This is a genomic window from Kushneria avicenniae (assembly GCF_900112585.1).
GTDB lineage: Bacteria > Pseudomonadota > Gammaproteobacteria > Pseudomonadales > Halomonadaceae > Kushneria > Kushneria avicenniae.
The window spans coordinates 554789-573300 of record NZ_FOLY01000001.1 but is presented as its reverse complement, the minus strand read 5'-3'; the positions used below and the strand labels follow the sequence as shown (position 1 = coordinate 573300).

General features: G+C 60.6%; 17 protein-coding genes. 12 read left to right on the top strand and 5 right to left on the bottom strand.

All coding sequences use genetic code 11. The features are described 5' to 3' along the window. Positions 1-30 precede the first annotated feature (30 nt). From ptsP to BM079_RS02695, 4 genes are read left to right on the top strand one after another with little or no spacing between them, the layout of a single operon-like run. Positions 31-2649 carry a phosphoenolpyruvate--protein phosphotransferase gene (gene ptsP / locus BM079_RS02710; RefSeq protein WP_090130534.1) on the top strand — a complete coding sequence of 873 codons (2619 nt, stop codon included), beginning with the start codon at positions 31-33 and terminating at the stop codon, positions 2647-2649. Next, positions 2639-4348, top strand: coding sequence for an N-acetylglucosamine-specific PTS transporter subunit IIBC (gene nagE, locus BM079_RS02705; RefSeq protein WP_090130532.1), 1710 nt, complete (start codon positions 2639-2641; stop codon positions 4346-4348). Before ptsP ends, nagE begins: the two co-directional genes overlap by 11 nt. Then, positions 4338-5249, top strand: coding sequence for a BadF/BadG/BcrA/BcrD ATPase family protein (locus BM079_RS02700; protein ID WP_090130531.1), 912 nt, complete (start codon positions 4338-4340; stop codon positions 5247-5249). The genes nagE and BM079_RS02700 overlap by 11 nt, the downstream gene beginning before the upstream one ends. Positions 5250-5289: 40 nt before the next feature. Further along, entirely contained in the window at positions 5290-6087 is a 798-nt protein-coding gene (locus BM079_RS02695; protein WP_090130529.1) for an HAD family hydrolase, read from the top strand. A gap of 42 nt (positions 6088-6129) precedes the next feature. On the opposite strand, the gene BM079_RS02690 is transcribed toward BM079_RS02695, so the two are convergent. Beyond that, the gene (locus tag BM079_RS02690) at positions 6130-7227 is read right to left on the bottom strand and encodes a YcjF family protein (RefSeq protein WP_090130527.1); all 1098 of its coding nucleotides are present in this window, start codon (positions 7225-7227) and stop codon (positions 6130-6132) included. Continuing rightward, positions 7224-8624: a YcjX family GTP-binding protein gene (locus tag BM079_RS02685; RefSeq protein WP_090130526.1), complete on the bottom strand. Its 1401-nt coding sequence runs from the start codon at positions 8622-8624 to the stop codon at positions 7224-7226. The genes BM079_RS02690 and BM079_RS02685 overlap by 4 nt, the downstream gene beginning before the upstream one ends. Before the next feature lie 196 nt (positions 8625-8820). Between BM079_RS02685 and BM079_RS02680 the strand changes: the two genes are divergently transcribed. The 4 genes from BM079_RS02680 to BM079_RS02670 all read left to right on the top strand — a co-directional run bounded on the left by BM079_RS02680 (position 8821) and on the right by BM079_RS02670 (position 13188). Next, on the top strand, positions 8821-9078 hold the full coding sequence (locus BM079_RS02680; RefSeq protein ID WP_090130525.1) for a GlsB/YeaQ/YmgE family stress response membrane protein: 258 nt from the start codon (positions 8821-8823) through the stop codon (positions 9076-9078). 98 nt (positions 9079-9176) lie between these two features. Further along, entirely contained in the window at positions 9177-9407 is a 231-nt protein-coding gene (locus BM079_RS16555) for a hypothetical protein (protein WP_139215243.1), read from the top strand. Between the two features lie 140 nt (positions 9408-9547). Continuing rightward, complete coding sequence (locus tag BM079_RS02675; protein WP_090130818.1) at positions 9548-10840, top strand: acyltransferase family protein; 1293 nt, start codon at positions 9548-9550, stop codon at positions 10838-10840. A gap of 77 nt (positions 10841-10917) precedes the next feature. Continuing rightward, positions 10918-13188 carry a DUF1266 domain-containing protein gene (locus BM079_RS02670; RefSeq protein WP_175489566.1) on the top strand — a complete coding sequence of 757 codons (2271 nt, stop codon included), beginning with the start codon at positions 10918-10920 and terminating at the stop codon, positions 13186-13188. Here BM079_RS02670 and BM079_RS02665 read toward each other — a convergent pair. Next, on the bottom strand, positions 13159-13506 hold the full coding sequence (locus BM079_RS02665) for a hypothetical protein (RefSeq protein WP_139215242.1): 348 nt from the start codon (positions 13504-13506) through the stop codon (positions 13159-13161). The genes BM079_RS02670 and BM079_RS02665 overlap by 30 nt on opposite strands. On the opposite strand from BM079_RS02665, the gene BM079_RS02660 reads away from it, so the two are divergent. The 3 genes from BM079_RS02660 (at position 13505) to BM079_RS02650 (ending at position 15734) form a co-directional block, all read left to right on the top strand. Beyond that, a complete protein-coding gene (locus BM079_RS02660) occupies positions 13505-13996 on the top strand; it encodes a C40 family peptidase (protein WP_090130518.1) in 492 nt (163 codons plus the stop codon). The genes BM079_RS02665 and BM079_RS02660 overlap by 2 nt on opposite strands. A 214-nt stretch (positions 13997-14210) precedes the next feature. Further along, positions 14211-14936: an RsmB/NOP family class I SAM-dependent RNA methyltransferase gene (locus BM079_RS02655; RefSeq protein WP_090130516.1), complete on the top strand. Its 726-nt coding sequence runs from the start codon at positions 14211-14213 to the stop codon at positions 14934-14936. A gap of 126 nt (positions 14937-15062) precedes the next feature. Further along, positions 15063-15734 carry a hypothetical protein gene (locus BM079_RS02650; RefSeq protein ID WP_139215241.1) on the top strand — a complete coding sequence of 224 codons (672 nt, stop codon included), beginning with the start codon at positions 15063-15065 and terminating at the stop codon, positions 15732-15734. 74 nt (positions 15735-15808) lie between these two features. Here BM079_RS02650 and BM079_RS02645 read toward each other — a convergent pair whose 3' ends face one another. Then, positions 15809-16291, bottom strand: coding sequence for an FKBP-type peptidyl-prolyl cis-trans isomerase (locus BM079_RS02645; protein ID WP_090130511.1), 483 nt, complete (start codon positions 16289-16291; stop codon positions 15809-15811). 299 nt (positions 16292-16590) lie between these two features. Between BM079_RS02645 and BM079_RS02640 the strand changes: the two genes are divergently transcribed. Continuing rightward, entirely contained in the window at positions 16591-16875 is a 285-nt protein-coding gene (locus BM079_RS02640; RefSeq protein WP_090130509.1) for a hypothetical protein, read from the top strand. A 125-nt stretch (positions 16876-17000) separates the two neighbouring features. Here BM079_RS02640 and putP read toward each other — a convergent pair whose 3' ends face one another. Next, positions 17001-18491, bottom strand: a complete 1491-nt coding sequence (putP, locus tag BM079_RS02635) for a sodium/proline symporter PutP (protein WP_090130507.1) — start codon at positions 18489-18491, stop codon at positions 17001-17003. Positions 18492-18512 lie beyond the last annotated feature (21 nt).

The following is an 18512-nucleotide window of genomic DNA, read 5'->3' as shown; positions in this document are numbered from 1 at the left end:
ACGCCATGACAACGACAAAAGGACTCTCTCATGCCCGACACTGATCATTCGAGGCCGGCTGTCACGCCTCTTTATGCGCCTCTGAAGGCGGTCGTCGTACCGCTGGAGCAGGTGCCCGATCCGGTCTTTGCCCAGCAGACCATGGGCCCGGGCATGGCGCTCGAGCCGCTGGAGGCACAGCTCTTTTCGCCCTGTGACGGCGACATCGTGCATCTGGCACGCACACAGCACGCCCTGACGCTTCGAACCGACCGGGGCTGTGAGCTTCTGATTCATCTGGGACTGGATACCGTGGATCTGGAAGGCGAGGGCATCAATGTTCACGTGGCGCCGGGCGATCGCGTCAGTCAGGGCGACCTGTTGTGGGACTTCGACGCAGACCTGCTGGCCTGTCGAGCGCTGAGCCTGATTACGCCGCTGGTCGTGACCAGCAGCGATCAGTGGCGCTGTGAGCCTGGAAATGCCGCCCCTGGCAGTGTCATCGCGCGCGGTGCCCCGCTGATGGCGCTGGTGGCCACATCGATGGTGTCATCGACCGTGAAAGAGGGCGGCAACAACGAATGTCGGGAGCTCGTCACACTGGCGCTGGCGGCGGGGCTGCACGCTCGTCCGGCCGCGCGTCTGCGCGCCATCGCCCGACGCCATGACTGCACCCTGCTGCTCGAGCATGACGTGCAGCAGGCCGATGCCACCAGCCTGACCGCACTGATGGGCCTTTCCCTGCGCCAGGGCGATACGCTGGAAATCATCGCTTGCGGTAACCATGCGGCGTCCGCGCTTGAGGAGGCCGTCGCGCTTTTGACCACGCCGGAAGCCACCGAGCTCGATCCGGGGCATGCGGCGTTGGCTGACGACACCTCGACGGTCGTGCCGTCGGGAGATGACACGACCTGTCACGGTCTGACGGCCAGCCCGGGTCTGGCCGTGGGCCCGCTGGTACGTCTGGCGCGAGCGCGCATCGAGATCAGCCCGGATCGTGAGGAGAGTGCCGAGGACGCCAAGCGAGCGCTGACGGCGGCGATCGGCACTCTCGACGACACGCTGATCAGCGACATTGAGCGGGCACGTACCGAGGGGCGCAGCGCCGAGGCCGATATTCTGGAGGCCCATCAGGCGTGGCTGGATGATCCGGCCCTGCGGGAGGAGAGTCTGGCCCATATTCAGTCCGGACGCAGTGCCGCCTTCGCCTGGCGTGAAGTGCTGGAAGGTCGCATCAGTGAGCTGCGCCGCAGTGAGAGTCGGTTGCTGGCTGCGCGCGCTGATGACCTGCGAGATCTGCAGGAGCGCCTGATAGCGCTGCTGGCGCCGGAGGCTGCGGTGGCCGCCGGTCAGATCGAAATGACACCGGGCGCCATCGTGGTCTCTGACGAGATCACGCCCTCACAATTTCTGGCGCTGGACCGCGCAGCACCGGCCGGGCTCTGTCTGGCCGGTGGCGGTACGACCTCGCATGTGGCGCTTCTGGCCCGCGCAAGGGGCCTGCCCTGTCTGGCGGCCATGGGGCCGCAGGTGCTCGAGGTCGTGGCCCGTCATGCCGGGGAGAGCGTTATTCTGGATGCCCAAAAGGCCGTACTGGTCTTCCAGCCCACACTGGACGAGCTGGAAAAGGCGCGCGAGCAGATCGAGCAGGACCGGGCGCGCGCCAGGGCCGAGCGGCAGGTGGCGCACGAGCCGGCACGCACCCTCGACGCCGCGCTGATCGAGGTCTGCGCCAATGTCACCGGACACGAAGAGGCCAGGGTCGCCCATGAGGCAGGAGCCGACGGTATCGGACTGATGCGCAGTGAGTTTTTGTTCATGGCGCAGTCTCGGGCGCCGGACGAACAGGCACAGCGTGACATCTATCAGCAGGCGCTCGATGGCATGGGGGCTCATCCGGTCATCATTCGTACACTGGATATCGGTGCCGACAAGCAGCTCGATTACCTCTCGCTGCCGCCGGTACCCAATCCGGCGCTGGGCACGCGTGGTATCCGTCTGATGACGCGTCATCAGCCACTGCTGGACGTTCAGCTGCGCGCGCTACTGAGCGTCAGGCCGCTGGATCGTCTGGGCATCATGCTCCCCATGGTCACCGAGGCTGCAGAACTGGTGGCCGTGCGCGAGCGTCTCGAGGTTCTGGCACAAGAGATGAACCTTGAAGGCCGGCCTGCACTGGGCGCCATGATCGAGGTGCCGGCCGCCGCGCTGTGTGCCGATCAGCTCGCGCAGGTGGCGGACTTCCTCTCCATCGGCACCAATGATCTGACGCAGTACACCCTGGCGATGGATCGCGAGGACCCGGACCTGGCCGGACGTGCCGATGTGCTGCATCCGGCCGTACTGCGCCTGATCGACATGACTGTCAAGGGCGCCGCAATGCACCGGTGCCCGGTCGGCGTCTGCGGCGCTGCGGCAGGCGATCCACAGGCGTGGGCGGCGCTGGTGGCGCTTGGTGTGGATGAGCTGTCGGTCGAGCCGGCACGGGTGGCTGCCGTCAAGGCCGGTATTCGACGTCTCGACCGCGCCGCGCTCTCGCGTGCGCTGCGTGACTGGCTGGATGAGCCCCTCGACAGCATCACACTGCGCCAGCGTCTTGAGCAGTGGCTGGGCGAGCACGTTCTGACATCAACCACCACCGATGCGGGAGCATCACGCGATGCGATTTGATCCCATGGGCGCCCTTCAGCAGCTGGGGCGTTCCCTCATGCTGCCCATTGCGGTATTGCCCATTGCCGGACTGCTGCTGCGCATGGGCCAGCCTGATCTGCTGGACATTGCCTTCATCGCTCAGGCCGGCAATGCCATTTTCGAAAATCTGCCGCTGATCTTTGCCATCGGGGTGGGCGTGGGTATCGCCGATGACAGCAACGGGGCCGCGGGACTGGCAGGGGCGATCGGCTATCTGGTGATCACGGCAGTACTCGAGGCACTCAATCCCGACATCAACATGGGCGTGCTGGCCGGCATCATCGCAGGCGTGGTGGCCGGGCTCTGGTACAACCGCTGCAAGAACATTGCCCTGCCTGATTATCTGGCCTTTTTTGCCGGGCGACGCTTTATCCCCATCGTGACCGGCCTGACCGCGCTGGCACTGGGGTGGCTGCTTGGCTGGGTCTGGCCGCCCGTGCAGGCCGCCATCGATCAAAGCGGGCAATGGATGATCGACTCCGGTGAGCTGGGGCTTTTCGTCTACGGCACGCTCAATCGTCTGCTGATCGTGACCGGACTGCATCACGTGCTCAACTCGCTGGTGTGGTTTGTCTTTGGCAGCTATGACGGCGCCACCGGCGATCTGCACCGGTTCTTTGCCGGTGATCCAAATGCTGGCAGCTTCATGACCGGCTTCTTTCCGGTGATGATGTTCGGGCTGCCGGCCGCGGCGCTGGCGATGTATCACACCGCGGCGAAGGATCAGCGCGCCCGGGTGGGGGGCATGCTTTTCTCGCTGGCGCTGACCGCCTTTCTGACCGGTATTACCGAGCCGCTGGAATTCACCTTTATCTTTCTCGCGCCCGCACTTTATGCCGTACATGCACTTTTGACCGGCGTGTCGATGGCGCTGATGAGCTGGCTGGGCGTCAAGCTGGGCTTTACCTTTTCGGCGGGCACCTTTGACTATCTGCTCTCTTATGGACTTTCCAGTCGCGGCTGGCTGTTGATTCCGGTCGGGCTTTTGTATGCGGCGTTGTACTACATGATCTTTCGCTGGGCGATCGTGCGTTTTGATCTGAAAACGCCGGGGCGTGAAGATGTGTTCCAGGCGCCGGCCAAAGACGATGACGGGGAAGTGCACGCGCGCGGGCCGGCTTTCGTGACCGCGCTGGGCGGCGGCGGCAATCTGACCTCGGTCGGCGCCTGCACTACGCGGCTTCGCCTGGTGGTTCAGGAGGTCGAGAAAATCGATGAGGCAGCGCTCAAGGGGCTTGGCGCTCGCGGCGTGCTCAGGCTCAAGGGCGGGCATCTGCAGGTCGTGATGGGACCGATCGCCGACGGGGTGGCGGAAGATATCCGCACGGCGTTGAAAGCGCGGGGTCAATCGATAGAGGTGCCGGACACCGCCCGGTCCATGGCGCCATCGGTCGAACAGGACATGCCGCCATCGAGTGCCCTGCAAGCGTTGGATCTTTCTCACTGGCTTGAAGCACTGGGCGGCGTGAACAACCTTCGCCGCAGTGAGCTGGTGGCACTGTCGCGCGTGCGTCTTGAAATCGACGATGCCTCACGCATCGATGACGCTGCGCTATCATCGCTGGGCGCCGCGGGCGTGCAGCGCCTCAATGAGCACTGTCTGCATCTGGTGCTGGGCGAGCAGGCCTGGGTCGTAGCGCAGCAGCTCTCGGGAGAGATTCAACGCGATGACCGCTGAGAATATTCTGCTGGTGGGTGTGGACGGCGGCGGCAGCGGCACCCGGATGAGGGCGCAGTGGTGCGGTCGCTGCGTTGACGTCACGGGCGGTCCCTCGGGACTGGGGCTTGGCATAACGCGGGCCTGGCGCACGATTATTGAGCTTCTGGAGCAGGCGCAGCAGGCGTTGGGCACCCATCTGCCCATCCGTCAGTGTCGGCTGGCGCTGGGGCTGGCCGGTGCCAACCAGTGGGCATGGCGAGAGGCATTTTTGCAAAACGCGCCGCCACTGGCGGGCCTGAGGCTGGAAAGTGATGCCTTTACCACGCTGGTGGGGGCCCATCGGGGGAGGCCGGGTGCGATTGTGGCACTGGGCACCGGCAGCGTGGCGGAGGCGCTGCACGAGGATGGCCGGCGTGTCAGCGTGGGTGGCTACGGCTTTCCATCGGGGGACGAGGCCAGTGGTGCCTGGCTGGGGCTTCGGGCCAGTCGCCATGCCCAGCACGCTCTGGATGGACGTGCGGCACCGGATGATTTTTCCCGCGCGCTGTGCGAGGCGATGTCATCGCAGGTCACTGCGCCAGTGACCTGTATCGCGACCCTGACTTATTGGCTCTCCAGCGCGGATCAGACCCGGTTTGCCGCGCTGGCGCCCGTGATCCTTCAGCACGCTGACCATCCCGTGGCGCAGGCGCTGCTGCAGCAGGCCGGCGAAGACATCGCCCTGATGTATCAGGCGCTGGACCCGTGCCGGACGCTACCGCTGGCCCTGTGTGGCGGACTGGCCCGCGAGCTGGAAACGCGCGTGCCCCGATGGCTTGACGCGCATCTTGTCCCGGCGCAGGGCAGCAGCGTTGAAGGGGCGCTGTGGCTGGCAGGCGAACCGGACACATCAGCAGATCAATACCGGACGCTACAATGAGCGTCTGCCATGTCGGATTTTACTGCACCCAGGAGATTGCATGACGCCCCATCTGATCGTGACCGATCTGGATCGAACGCTGCTCAACGCCGATCATGGCCTTGATGACATCACCGTTGACACCTTTCAGACGCTCGAGCGTCAGGGCCATATGCTGGCCATCGCCTCGGGGCGTCACTATCAGGACATTCGCGAGATCAGGCGCCAGCTTGGCGTCAACGCGCACATTATTTCGGCCAACGGCGCGCATCTCCACGGGCCGGACGATCAATTGATCCACGAGATTCTGGTGCCGCAGGACATTGTGCGCGCGCTGCTGGAGATGGATGTGCCCGACGAGATTCGCATCAATCTCTATACCAGCGACCGCTGGCTGATCGATGCGCCCGAGCCGATGCTGCTGGCCTTTCATGAAAGCACCGGGTTTACCTACGACGTGGTCGACATGGCCGGTGTAGACGGCCACCAGGTCGGCAAGGTGCTCTTTATCGGCGATGCCGGGCTTCTCAAGGCGATCGAAACGCGTATCCGCGCCCATTTCGAGGATCGCACCCACATTACCTATTCGCTCGAGAACTCGCTGGAGGTCATGGAGCGGGAGGCTTCCAAGGGGCAGATGCTCAACCGGCTGGCCGCACAGCTTGATATCCCGATCTCACGCACCGTGGCGTTCGGCGATAACCTCAACGATACCGACATGCTGCAAAATGCCGGCCGTGCCTTTGCGATGGGCAACGCCCATCCCGAGCTTTTGACACGTGCGCCGGCAGCCGAGCTGATCAGGGCGCACACCGAAGCCGGCGTGGCGGTGAAACTGCGCGAGCTGTTTGCCCTGTAGCCTGTAAACGGGGAAAACGCGGGTATCGTGCCGACGGCGCTCTCAAGCGTCGTCGGCCTTTTTATTGCTGGCCTTGCCGTCATCGACGCGTTTCATCTGCTGCCAGAGCTGGCGGCGCAGGTCTGAAAGCTTCGGTGCACGGTCATCCTCGAACGGCAGCGGGCGCAGCATTCTGAGCGTGCGAATGCCAAGGCGTGCAGTGAGCAGCCCGCTGGCCATGCCCTGGCCGGCACGGCTGGAAAGACGCCCGGCCAGGTTCATCGACAGCAGGTCCATGCTCACATCAGTGGCAATTTCACTGGCACCGGCAAACGCCATGTTGGCCAGCACGGCCCTGAACAGACGCAGGCGGCTGGCATAGCCGAGCTCCAGACCGTACAGCGCGGCCAGCCGGTCGATCATGCGCAGATTGCGCCAGGCCATCAGCCCCATGTCGATCAGCGTCACGGGGCTGACAGCCACCAGTAGAGCCGTTTCGCTCGACATGCGGGTAATCAGGCGCCGAGCGCTGGCATCGCGCGGTGCCAGCACGTAGTGGCTGAAGAGATCCCGGGTTTCGCGAGCATCATGATGGTCCTGGCGGGCCCGAAGGAAGTCCTGCCAGTGCGGGTCGCGATGGCCCAGACCCATCTGAGTACGCAGACGATCGCACTGCTTTTGCATGTGCTCGCCGTCGATACCGGGGTCCAGAATGTGGGCATCAATGTCTTCACGCAGTCTTGCGTGGCGGCGCAGCCGTTTGAGGCGCACGAGTTCGCGCGTCAGCGAGGTGCCGGCCAGCGTCACGACCCCCAGACCCAGAACACTCCAGGCACCGCTGACCCAGTCGCCGCCAAACCAGGCGTTCTGGAAGGTATCAACGGCCTGAACGCCGCCCATGAGCAGCGTACCGGCCAGTACGCTCAAAAGCCCCCAGCGCCGCTTTCTGGGTCTGGCCAGCGCATGGTCAAGGGCGCTGTCGATCTGCTCGGGCGGCGCTTCGTCTTCAAGTGGATGGTGTACGCTGTCCAGCTGATAGCGTGCGCCGGGCGCTGGGTCTACCGGGACAAAGCGCTGCTCAAGGGGTGGGGCCTCGGAGGTTCTGGCCGTTTTGTCATCACCGGAAACATCGAAGCGCCGGCCCGGGCGTGGATCATTCATCGCAGCTTGTCTCCCAGTAGCCAGTCCAGTGCGCTGTCCATGCGAATGTGGGGCAGGGCTTCTCCCTGACCCTGGCGGGCCGGTTTGAAGGCCGTGAAATCAAATCCCTGTCGCTGCCAGAAGTCGGCATCCGGTAGTTTCGAAGGCACCTCGCCCGGAAACATCAAAACGTCCTCACCTGATTCGGTAGTCCCCTTGAGCGCCGGATGACGCTGCCCCTCATGCTCGACCGTGCGGGCCTGAGTGGCGCGAATGGCCGCCAGCGACAGTGATTTGACCGGGATATCGGCATAGCGCAGATCCCGCAGCGGCTCGGCCATCAGCGCCTGCACCAGTGAGAGCAGGTTGTCGTGCTGCTCCGGCGTGACGTGATCGGCCTTGGTGGCGGCGATCGCCAGTCGATCGATACGTGGATTGAACAAACGCGAGAGGATACTGCGGTTGCCGTAATCAAAGCTCTGCATCAGGGTGGCGATGGCGTGGCGCAGATCATCGAAAACGTCGGGGCCGGCGTTGAGCGCCGAGAGTACATCCACCAGCACGATCTGGCGATCAAAGCGGCGAAAGTGCTGGCGGTAAAAGGGACCGATCACGGTACGCTTGTAGTGTTCAAAGCGTCGGGCCAGTGTCTGGTAGTTGCTGTCGGCCGGCAGCTCGGCCAGCCGAGCCGGATCGCCGAGCTGTTCCAGCGGCCACGGGAAAAACTGCAGTACCGGCGCGCCATCCAGCTCGCCTGGCAGCAGAAAACGTCCCGGCTGAACCCAGGTATAGCCGCCTTCATTGCGGGCACTATTGAGCGAGCGGGCGTATTCGGCGCTGATATCGGCCAGCTGCTGCTCATCGGCGGTAGCGGCGGGATCAAGTCCGCTGATCCTGTCGAGAAAGCGTTCGGCAAAACGGCGCCGTCGTCCGGTCAGCTGGGCACCAAGCGCCTCACACCACTGCTGATAGTTCTGACGGAGCATGGGCAGATCCAGCAGCCACTCGCCGGGATAGTCGATCAGATCCAGCGTCAGCGTGCGCTGTTCACCCAGAAAATGGCGGCTATTGGCACGGCTCTTGTAGCGAATGAGCAGGCGAAGCTCGCTGATGCCGCGAGTCGGCGAGGGCCACTCCGGCGGATTGCCCTCAAGAGAGGCCAGCGCCTGGTCATAGGGAAAGCGCGGGACGGAAAGGTCCGGCTGGGTCTGGCGCTGGGCGCCCAGCAGACGACCCTCGCGGGCGCAGCCCATCATGTCCAGACGGGCATCAAGACCTGCATGGCGCAGCTGGTTGACCAGCGAGGTGAGAAAGGCTGTCTTGCCGGCCCGGGACAGTCCTGTCACCGCCAGGCGTACCTGTCGGTCAAGGCTGCGTTCGAACCAGTCGCCGGCGTAGCCGGGCAGCGATAGCGGCATGTTGTTCCCTGTTCATGATCGTTGCCAAAGTCACGACCCGATTGTAGCGAATCGCATGGCACCCCGCCTGAAAGCAATGTGATTGGTAACCTGTCACACAGCGTCTATATTCCAGGTAGCGCTGCACGTTACAGGCAGCCTTCCCGGCCCGGGCAGGGCATAACATTCAAGCAGGGTGGTTATCAGGGAGAAGACCATGAGCATTATTCTTTGGCTGATCATTGGCGGTCTGGCAGGCTGGATTGCCGGCAAGATCATGCGTGGTGGCGGCTTCGGTATTCTCGGTAACATCGTCGTGGGTATCGTGGGTGCCGTTCTGGGCGGCGCCATCTTCAGCATGCTGGGTATCGGCTCCAACAACATTATCGGCTCACTGGTCGTGGCGATTATCGGCTCGGTAATCCTGCTGTGGCTGGTTTCCCTGATCAAGGGCAAGGGTAACGGCAAGGTCTGAACCTGCTGAATCCCTTCTCTGCGACGCCCGGCACTGTCGGGCGTCGTTGCGTCATGACCTTGTTCTGCTGGCTTTATCTCAGTGCGTGATGGCCGTCCATGTCATCTTCGCCATGGCTCGTATCGAGAAGGGCCATTAAAAATCCGGATATTGATTGTTTGGATTTATCTATTGCTGGGGCTCATACAGAAACGCAATCAATGACCGACCTGGCTGCCATCCGCTACACCACGGCCAACGGTGTGCCCGTTTCCAATAATGATGCCCATCACGCCCATTGTGTGACGCTCAAAAAAACCGGTCCTGCAGGGGTTTTTCATATCCGGTGATGGTTAACATAATATGACCATCCGATGTAGACGCATGCTCAAGAGCTGCGTATGTTGCTTGCCAAACCGACAGCAATCAGTCATCTGCCAAAAGGCATGACGGGTTTGCCCTGCTTACGTCAGTGCTTTGAGTGAATATCATGGCCTCTTCCAAAGAGCGATTTATTGGACTTGAGTGGCTGAGATTCTTTCTCGGTCTCTATATCGTTATTTTCCATACCCTGCATAACTACCCGTCCGTCAGAAGCTGGTCGGGCTATGTCACGGATCTTGGATTTTTCTCGACCAGTACCTTTTTCATTCTGTCGGGCTTTCTGCTGGCGCATGTGTATCTCAACGATCAACACGAGATGCGCGAACCGGCCAGAAGCTTCATGACCAAGCGCTTTGCCAATCTTTATCCGATCCATATCGGTTCCTGTCTACTGGCGATGGCGGTATCGGCAGGCGTTGGCTATCTGGCACTGACAGCGCAGGATGCCGGAACGTCGCTACGCTTTGTGCTTTATGACGTCAACAACGACACCGGGATTGTCAATCCCGAGGCGCTGCGCCACACCATGGGCGACTTCGAGCTCTGGTTCAATGTCGTGCTCAACGTCTTCATGCTTCACGCCTGGAATCCCTATTATCTGACGTTCAATCCGCCGTCCTGGTCCATTTCGGCGCTGTTTTTCTTTTATCTGACCTTTCCTTTCATCGCGCCCCGGCTCATGAAGCTCAAAAGGACCCGGCTGGCCATATTGATCACCAATCTGGTTTATCTGGTGCCGCCGTTGGTGGTCATTGCCTTTACGCCGTTTGATATGCCGGAAACGGGGATTCTGCACCGCAATCCGATTATTCGACTGCCAGAATTTATCGCCGGCATTTTGCTGTGCGCCTTTTATATGCAGCAGAAAAATGCCGGCAGACTGCTGGCGCTGCGCGGCAAGCTGGCGCTGGTACTCTATATCGTGGTGTGCTGTCTGGTGGCGATCTGGCTGCTTGAGCATGGGCGCGCCTGGTATTACCTGTTGCATAATGGTCTGCTGCTTACGGCCGAAATGGCGCTGATTTATCTTTGCGTTCATATCCCCACGCCGAACAGTGCACGATTGACCAAATTTGCCGGTCGCCTGGGCGGTGCTTCGCTGCCAATGTTTGCCCTGCACGTGCCTCTTTATGTGATCTTCAGTCGAAGCGAGCAGATCCTGAAGGGCGAGCCCTCGCTGTGTCCCGACAATCTGCGTCTGTGCCTGGCCGCAGCCGGTGAGAGTTCCGTGTGGCTCTATCCGGTCTATCTGCTGCTGACGGTTATCCTCTGTGTCCTGTTCCAGGAGCAGTTCGTTGTTCGTATACGACGCTGGATTCTGAGCTGGATGCTACCGGCAGCGCCAGTCAGAACAAAAACGCACGCCGAACGTATGGTCGATTCGCGCGAGCCCCGCTGAGGGACAGGGGCGGTTCGGGTTACAATGCCGGCCGCCCCGTAGTGGTGTGATCGAACATCTGTCCCATGAGGTATTTTTTGAAAGAGAGCCTGCAGATCTGGTGTGCCCAGCGTCTGGCCAGCCACGGCTGGCATCGTGAGGTCCCCCCCGAGCGGGCCATGAGTGTTTCCCGTGCCCTCGCGCGCCTTCGCAGCATGGACATCGAAGAGCCCGGCGCTCTGGGGTGGCAGATGGTAGGTCGCCTTGATCAGGCGCAGCGTGATGAAGCCGTCACCATGCTGGTGCTGGCCTTCAATGCGCAGTGGCTGGATGAGGAGGCGCTCGCGCTGTGGTTGAGCTGGTTTCAGGGGAGTGTCGCACAGCCGCCCTGGCCCGATCAGGGCGACAGTGCGATATGGCGCGCCCGCGCGCCCTTTGCGCCCATCATGATCGACAGCCTGGACGCTGCGGCTCTGGAACGTGAGCGTACCGGATATTTTTTGCGCAAGGTCTGGTCCATTCATGATCGTGATGAGCTGATCCGGATGCTGCTCTGGCTGGCAGGGCAGGGGCATCGCCATGGCTGGGAGCTTGATCATCAACGCTTTACGGCCATGGATCGGGCAAAGCGGCTCAAGTGGCATGCGCGCATGGCGCCTCAGGCTACCTATGCTGCCACACTCGAGGCCTTTGTCGTTCAGGGACAGCCACGTGATGTGGCTGCCTGGGACTGGCTGCGTCTGGTGGATCTGGCCTGGGCCGGCATGGCCATGGGATGGCTGGATCAGGAGGAAGCCAGAGGGTTTGCCGCACACGGAGTGGATCTGCTGACGCGCCGCTACGATAGCTGGCATCAGGTGGCCCTGGCCTGGCAGCGCGGTCGCAGCCTGCATGAAGGGCTCGACCTGATGGAGAGCTTCACCACCGACTGGCAGCTGTTGCTGGAAGCCGATGACAGTCCCTTGCAGATACCGCTGCATCAATTGCTCAGTGATGATCTTCGCGATCGTTCACGATCCATGATTCTCGGCTTTCGAAGCAGCGCGCGTCACTGGGCGCTCACCGTCGCGTCGATTCGGGAGCCTGATCTGCTGTATCGACAGTATGTGGCGCCCGAGATGGGCAAGGAACAGCGTGATCAGAGTCGCGAATATCTTCATGACGTTCTGGACTGGCGACCCGAGGAGGGCGTGGCAGGGCTGTCACGCTTCTGGCTGCCCGGGCAGGTACATCACCTCAACCAGCTGGCCTCCGATGCGCATCATGGCCGGCTACCGGCGTCCGGAACCCCCTTTGGTACCCCTTCATCAGAGCTTTTGACCGGCCGCCGGCTGCTGGCGAACTGTGCCTCGGGTTCTGCCACGATCTTCATGGCGGAAAAGTACGCCTTTCATCTGCAGATGTTTGAAAATGCCGATTATGGTGACGCCGTGCTGCTCGAGCGTTGTTACATCCGGCTTGCCGCGACGCTGCATCGTCACTATCCCGAAATGGATACCCTGCTGGCGGCCTGGCAGGCATGGGAGCAGGCACTTCCAGAAGATGGTAGCCAGGCGTCTCTGGCAGAAGATATCGAATGGCATCGTCAGGATCCCGGCAGCCCCTTTCACTGGCTGACAGCCCCCGTCGGGTTTCATCAGGAGCCGGGCAGGCGCCCATCGCTGTCACGATTCACGGCACTGGCTCTGTCGGGGCCGCTGAATGCAGTGCTCTGGGGGGAACCCGAAAGGCAGTACGGCGCGCAGGCCAACGAAATTCGTGAGTGGCTCGATAGTCACTATGGCATTGGCGGTAGTACACAGTTGACCCGGTTTCTCGACTTTCTGGTAGACGCCGGTGATCGCCAGGAATATCTGATCAATTACGCACCCTACACCCTTAACAAGCGGCGTTTGCAGCAGGAAATTGCCGTGCTTGAATCCGCTGATCGCAGTGAGGATGAGGGGGTGCACCTCGAGAGGCTGCGCCGTGTGCTCAAAAACGATCATCACTGCAACGATATTGATATGGCAGCGTGGGATATCGCGCAGCTGGTGGATCTTGCCGCCGCCGCGCGACAGCTGGGCTGGCTGAATTCTGACGCCTTCAATGATTATCTGGATCAGGCGCTGACGCTGGCCTCGCGCCACTACAGCGACTGGTGGGCCTATGGCAGGGGAATGCTGGCGGGATACAGCTTTTTCATGGTGGCCACGCCTGAACGAGAGGATTTTCTATCAGAGTTCAATCAGGCCATGACCGCGTGGCAGACAGGTCTTCCGCCGCTGGTGGGAAGCTGGGCCAGTCTTGATTTTCCGGGCACCCACCACGAGCGCTGGCCGCCCATGCATGCCGATACGCTACCCGGAGATGCGCGTATTCTGCACTAGCGCATCAAAAAGTAATAAAAAGTGTATTTTTGTTACTTTTGAGTGGTTTTCGATTAGTACTTTGGTCATAACAAGGGTGGTTTGATTAATTTTAAATACTCGCCACGTCTGATCGAATTCCTTAATATGCTGAAGGCGCTTTTTGGGCGCCTCTTCGTTATCTTCCACACGATATTTCAGGATATTGACCAGTGCTCGATCAACAAAAAGGGCCGTATACATGCGGCGAATAATCATCGGTAGTCTGGTTTGTCTTGCTCTGGGAGGGTGTGCTGCTTCCCAGCCCGATTCACAAAATGGCGGAAAGGACATGGCCATGCTTTCGCTTTCGACGGTTAAAACGTCGAAAGCGAAAGCAGGGAAACAACCGCGCCAGGCTTACACCTCCCCTGAAAACGCTTACCCGATCGATATCGAGGCCGCGCTGATGGCCGAGTTCGATACCTGGCAGGGAACGCCTTACCGATTCGGCGGTGAGAGCAGCAGCGGTATCGACTGCTCTTCGCTGGTGCAGCAGATCTTTCGTGACAGCTTTGACATGAATCTGCCAAGAACCACGGCAGGGCAGGTGCTTACCGGAAGACGTATCGAAAAGGATGCGCTCAAGGCCGGCGATCTGGTTTTTTTCAAACCGTGGCGCGGCGATCGCCATGTCGGCATCTATGTGGGTGAGGGCCGTTTCATGCACGCTTCAAGTTCGCGTGGTGTAAAGATCTCCAGCTTGGACAATCCCTACTGGAACCGCCATTACTGGCAGTCCCGTCGGGCGCTGGATGCCAACGTGCTGGCCATGCGCACCACCCCCTGAGCACATGATGTTATTGCAAAACGGGCCGATGCCATCAGGGTATCGGCCCGTTTTATTGTCGGGTAATGGTGATTACCGACCCGATTTAACCACGGTTCGATATTGATGATTTCGACGCTATTTCTTGTACAAGATATATAAAAATATTGTACGATAAGGGCGTCAAAGGTTGGCAGGATGCCGACCCGAACATGGACTTCAGGAATTATCAGGTATGGATACCCAATCTTCCGGTCTCTCGGCGCGCACCGCTGATGCCATCCCCTTTCCGCTGGGCTGCCCGGCCCCGCACGTCATACCGACGCCATATGCCATGCAGGAGCAGCCTCAACCCAGCCGTTACGGCCTGAAGCTGCTGGATGTTGCGCCTCATCATCGCGTGCTGGACATGTATGGCTCCGGTCGTCAGCGTATGTCCATGATTTCTGATGAACTGGACGAGCGCGGCGAACTGGTGGCCAACATCTCGGGGGCGCTGTCTCTGGAGAGCGTGTCGCTTCGCCACACGCCTGACAATGTCACCATGACCCGCCTGGGTGATGAACGACTGTTACCACAGGAGATGGGTGCCTTTGATCGAGTGCTGCTCGATATCCCGGCCGTTATCGGTCGGCATCAGTCGCCGCGACAGCGCTGCGAGCGGCTGGTGTCGCTGCTCCTCCGTGCCATCAAGCTTTGCCGCGAGGGGGGACGTGTCGTATACATGACCCATGGCCATTCAACGCAGAGCAATGAAATGGTGATCGATCAGGTGCTCAACGACGCCCACAAGGGTGTTGCACTTCACAATATCACTCTGTCGGGCGTTATCGGGCGTCCTGCCGGCACCTGCCATGGTGGCCAGCAGCTCGACCCGCGCATTGCCAGAGCCGTGCATGTGATGGATTGCGTCGACGGTGACGAGCAGTTCATGGCGGTATTCGAGTGCGGACAGTCGTGAGCGGCATCGCCCGCACAGGTTGGCATCGACGCCAATAGGTGCCATCACTACAATGACGCCTCTTTTGCTTCGGTATCGAGGATGTCTGATCTGACCTTTCGAATGCGCCGTTCGTGCCGATCCATCATGGCATGGACGGCGCACCAGCTTGTCACCTGGCGGATCTCACCAACAGGTCTTGCCCTTGCGGCCATTGTGCTGGCTGCTGTCACGATCCCGCTGCTTTATGCCCATCAGTGCCTGCTGGCAGCGCTGGCCGTAGCACTGTATCGACTGCTGAGCGTGCTTTCGGGCTGGGTCTCAAAAGCTCTGGGGCATCAGGATGCCAGACAGCGCTATCTGCGGCCCTTCATGGAAATCGTTCTGATCCTGTCGGTGATGGGCGGGTTGTCACTCTATCGGCCCGAGCGGCTTTTTTGGCCGGCGCTGGCACTGTTGGTCGTGACGCTCATTTTTGATCTTGAAAGGCGAGTGTTTGCGCTGCTTCAGGAGTCGCGAAAAATCACCGTCAGGATCAGCCGCGTCGGACAGGTGGCCGATATCGTGACGGGCAGTGCCGGCCGAACCCTTTTACTGATGGCTGCCTGCTACTGGCCGGTCTGGTTTTTCTGGAGCGGCCCTGGATTTGCCGGTCTTTGCCTGGCGGTGTTGATCTGGCGACTGATCATCAACTATCGACGGCTTGCCAGCGTCTCGCCGATAACGGCCTCTGAGGCGGCCACCGATTCAGGCAGTACCGCTTCAAATGACATCGAGCCCGATGACGCTAGTCCAGATCGGCCCGAGCATCTTCGATAGAGGCTGATCAGCATTAATAGACATAAAAAAGGCAGCTCAAGAGCTGCCTTTTTCAGGGTGTCAGACACGAATGATCAGTGCTGATGGCCGCCTTCGCCGTGTACGTGGCCGTGCTCAAGCTCTTCGGCACTGGCTTCACGTACGGATTCGACGCTGACATCAAAGTTCAGGGTTTCACCGGCCAGCGGATGGTTGCCGTCGACGGTGACCGTGTCGCCTTCGAGCTTGGTGACGGTGACCAGCAGCGGGCCGCCTTCGGTCTGCGCCTGAAACTGCATGCCGGGCTGAATGTCTTCAACGCCCTGGAAGGCATCACGCGGGACTTCCTGAACCAGCGAGGGCTGGACTTCGCCGTAACCTTCGCCGGGCTCTACGCGCGCCTGAAGGGTATCGCCTGAAGATTTGCCTGCCAGTTCCTTCTCGAGTCCAGGAATAATGTTGCCTGAACCGTGCAGATAGGAAAGCGGATCACGACCTTCAGAGCTGTCGAGCACTTCACCGGAATCGTTTTTCAGAGTGTAGTGAAACGAGACTACCGTGTTCTCTGCGATCTGCATGATAAGGTTCCTTTTGCGTCGGTACGTGTTGGTGGCTCTCTAACGGTCGGTGCATTCCACATGGATGGTCTGCATGGATGGCCTCCATGAATGCGTGCCGACGTGCTAACTCATCAAGATGGCGACGGCCAAATGTTTTTCAACCCCGAGAAGTTCATCAATCGCGCTTTTTTTAAGATATCATGCCAGCATGGTGCTGACCCGTGATCAGCCCGTCGCCATGAAGGCGCTGCGGTACTAATGTTGTGCCCGGGATCTCATCAGATTATAGACACTCAAACATCCGCGCAGGAGAGCTTATGACCATTGCTGTCATCTGGATTGTTATCTTTGCCATCGCAACCGCGCTGGCCTGGAAAAGCTGGGAAAACGGCTTCGGCAAAATGGTCAATCGCTGGGTGCCCACCATGCTGCGCCTTGATGATGACCAGATCAGCCGCACCACCTGGTCGATCGTGGCGGGCGTACTGTTTGCCACGCTGATGACTCATCCGGCGTCCATGCTCCTGACCCTGATTCTGATCGCGCTGCTCGCTCTGATCATCCGGGCCGTCATTCGCTTTGCCCTGAGCAAGGTGCACTAAAATGGCAGGGCGCCATTTATCGGGACTTCTATAAGTCGATATCCGTCGAGCGCCATCGAATCAACGCCATCGAAAAGGGCTCCCCAGGGAGCCCTTTTTGACGTTGCCGCTGCTGCGGTGTGGTATCAGTGGGAGATACGCTTGTATTCGCCGGCATCGCTGGTCACGCGGCTGACCACCACGATGGCAATCAGGGAGGCGATAAAGCCCGGAATGATTTCATAGATACCCGGGCCACCCAGAAACTCGGCGTTCCAGCCCAGCGCAATCCAGACCATGACGGTGACCGCTCCCACGACCATACCTGCAATAGCGCCGGTGCCGTTGGTGCGCGACCACATCAGTGACAGCAGGATCAGCGGGCCGAACGCCGCGCCAAAGCCTGCCCAGGCGTTGCTCACCAGCCCCAGCACCTGTGAGTCCGGGGCCGAGGCGATAACGGCTGCTATCATGCCCACCAGCAACACGCTCACTCGACCGACCGTCACCACTTCCTTCTCGGTGGCTTCCTTGCGCAAAAAGAGGCGATAGAAGTCTTCGGTCAGTGACGAGGAGGCCACCAGCAGCTGGCTGGAGATGGTGCTCATGATCGCGGCCAGCAGCGCCGCGTAGAGGAAACCGGTCACCAGCGGATGGAACAGCAGATTGGCCAGAATAATGAAGATGGTTTCCGAGTCCTGAATGTCCAGGCCGTTGCGAACAGCGTAGGCCCGGCCGAACAGACCCAGCGACACTGCACCGATCATGGAGACCAGCATCCAGCTCATGCCTATGTTACGGGCCACGGGCACATCCTTCAGGGAGCGGATGGCCATGAAGCGCACGATGATATGCGGCTGACCGAAATAGCCCAGTCCCCAGGTGATTGCGGAGAGCCAGCCAATGAAGGTCAGCCCGTCCGTCCACGACAGCAGGGTAGGGTCAACGTCGTTGAGGGTCTGCGAGGCCTGGGTGAAACCACCGCCGCCTTCACCAAAGAGCACCACGGCCGGCATGATGACCAGCGCCAGCATCATGATGCAGCCCTGTACAAAGTCCGTAAGGCTCACGGCCAGAAAGCCGCCCACCACCGTATAGACCAGCACCACGCCCAGCGTGATGATCACACCGGTGCCGTAATCACCCATGCCGCCGATGTTGATCAGGCCCGAAAAGGCGCTCTGGAAGAGCTTGCCGCCGGCGACCAGGCCCGAAGCCGTATAGATGGCGAAAAAGACCACGATGACGATGGCCGACACCACCCTCAGCGACAGGGATCGCGTGGGAAAGCGGTTGGCCAGAAAGGCGGGAATGGTGATGGCGTTGCCGTAGTGGACCGTCTGCTCGCGAAGCCGCGGCGCGACCAGCAGCCAGTTGAAAAACGCCCCCAGCAGCAGGCCGATACCGATCCATGCCGAACCCAGACCGGAGGCAAACATCGCTCCGGGAAGGCCCAGCAGCAGCCAGCCGCTCATGTCCGAGGCGCCGGCGGACAGCGCCGCCACCTTGGGACTGAGCGTACGGCCCCCCAGCATGTAATCCTCGGAAGTCGAGGTCGAGGTGCGCATGGCGTACAGGCCGATACCGATCATGAGCGCAAAGTAGGCAAAGAGGCTGATCCAGACACCGATAGCCATAAAATTCTCCTGTATTCTGAT

What these genes read in the sequence shown, in the direction of transcription:
- nagE (WP_090130532.1), top strand. Translation starts at nt 2,639, where the DNA reads ATGCGATTTGATCCCATGGGCGCCCTTCAGCAGCTGGGGCGTTCCCTC.
- BM079_RS16555 (WP_139215243.1), top strand. Translation starts at nt 9,177, where the DNA reads ATGTCATCTTCGCCATGGCTCGTATCGAGAAGGGCCATTAAAAATCCG.
- BM079_RS02690 (WP_090130527.1), bottom strand. Translation starts at nt 7,227, where the DNA reads ATGAATGATCCACGCCCGGGCCGGCGCTTCGATGTTTCCGGTGATGAC.
- ptsP (WP_090130534.1), top strand. Translation starts at nt 31, where the DNA reads ATGCCCGACACTGATCATTCGAGGCCGGCTGTCACGCCTCTTTATGCG.
- BM079_RS02645 (WP_090130511.1), bottom strand. Translation starts at nt 16,291, where the DNA reads ATGCAGATCGCAGAGAACACGGTAGTCTCGTTTCACTACACTCTGAAA.
- BM079_RS02660 (WP_090130518.1), top strand. Translation starts at nt 13,505, where the DNA reads ATGCTTTCGCTTTCGACGGTTAAAACGTCGAAAGCGAAAGCAGGGAAA.
- BM079_RS02640 (WP_090130509.1), top strand. Translation starts at nt 16,591, where the DNA reads ATGACCATTGCTGTCATCTGGATTGTTATCTTTGCCATCGCAACCGCG.
- BM079_RS02655 (WP_090130516.1), top strand. Translation starts at nt 14,211, where the DNA reads ATGGATACCCAATCTTCCGGTCTCTCGGCGCGCACCGCTGATGCCATC.
- BM079_RS02695 (WP_090130529.1), top strand. Translation starts at nt 5,290, where the DNA reads ATGACGCCCCATCTGATCGTGACCGATCTGGATCGAACGCTGCTCAAC.
- BM079_RS02700 (WP_090130531.1), top strand. Translation starts at nt 4,338, where the DNA reads ATGACCGCTGAGAATATTCTGCTGGTGGGTGTGGACGGCGGCGGCAGC.
- putP (WP_090130507.1), bottom strand. Translation starts at nt 18,491, where the DNA reads ATGGCTATCGGTGTCTGGATCAGCCTCTTTGCCTACTTTGCGCTCATG.
- BM079_RS02650 (WP_139215241.1), top strand. Translation starts at nt 15,063, where the DNA reads ATGGCATGGACGGCGCACCAGCTTGTCACCTGGCGGATCTCACCAACA.
- BM079_RS02675 (WP_090130818.1), top strand. Translation starts at nt 9,548, where the DNA reads ATGGCCTCTTCCAAAGAGCGATTTATTGGACTTGAGTGGCTGAGATTC.
- BM079_RS02665 (WP_139215242.1), bottom strand. Translation starts at nt 13,506, where the DNA reads ATGGCCATGTCCTTTCCGCCATTTTGTGAATCGGGCTGGGAAGCAGCA.
- BM079_RS02685 (WP_090130526.1), bottom strand. Translation starts at nt 8,624, where the DNA reads ATGCCGCTATCGCTGCCCGGCTACGCCGGCGACTGGTTCGAACGCAGC.
- BM079_RS02680 (WP_090130525.1), top strand. Translation starts at nt 8,821, where the DNA reads ATGAGCATTATTCTTTGGCTGATCATTGGCGGTCTGGCAGGCTGGATT.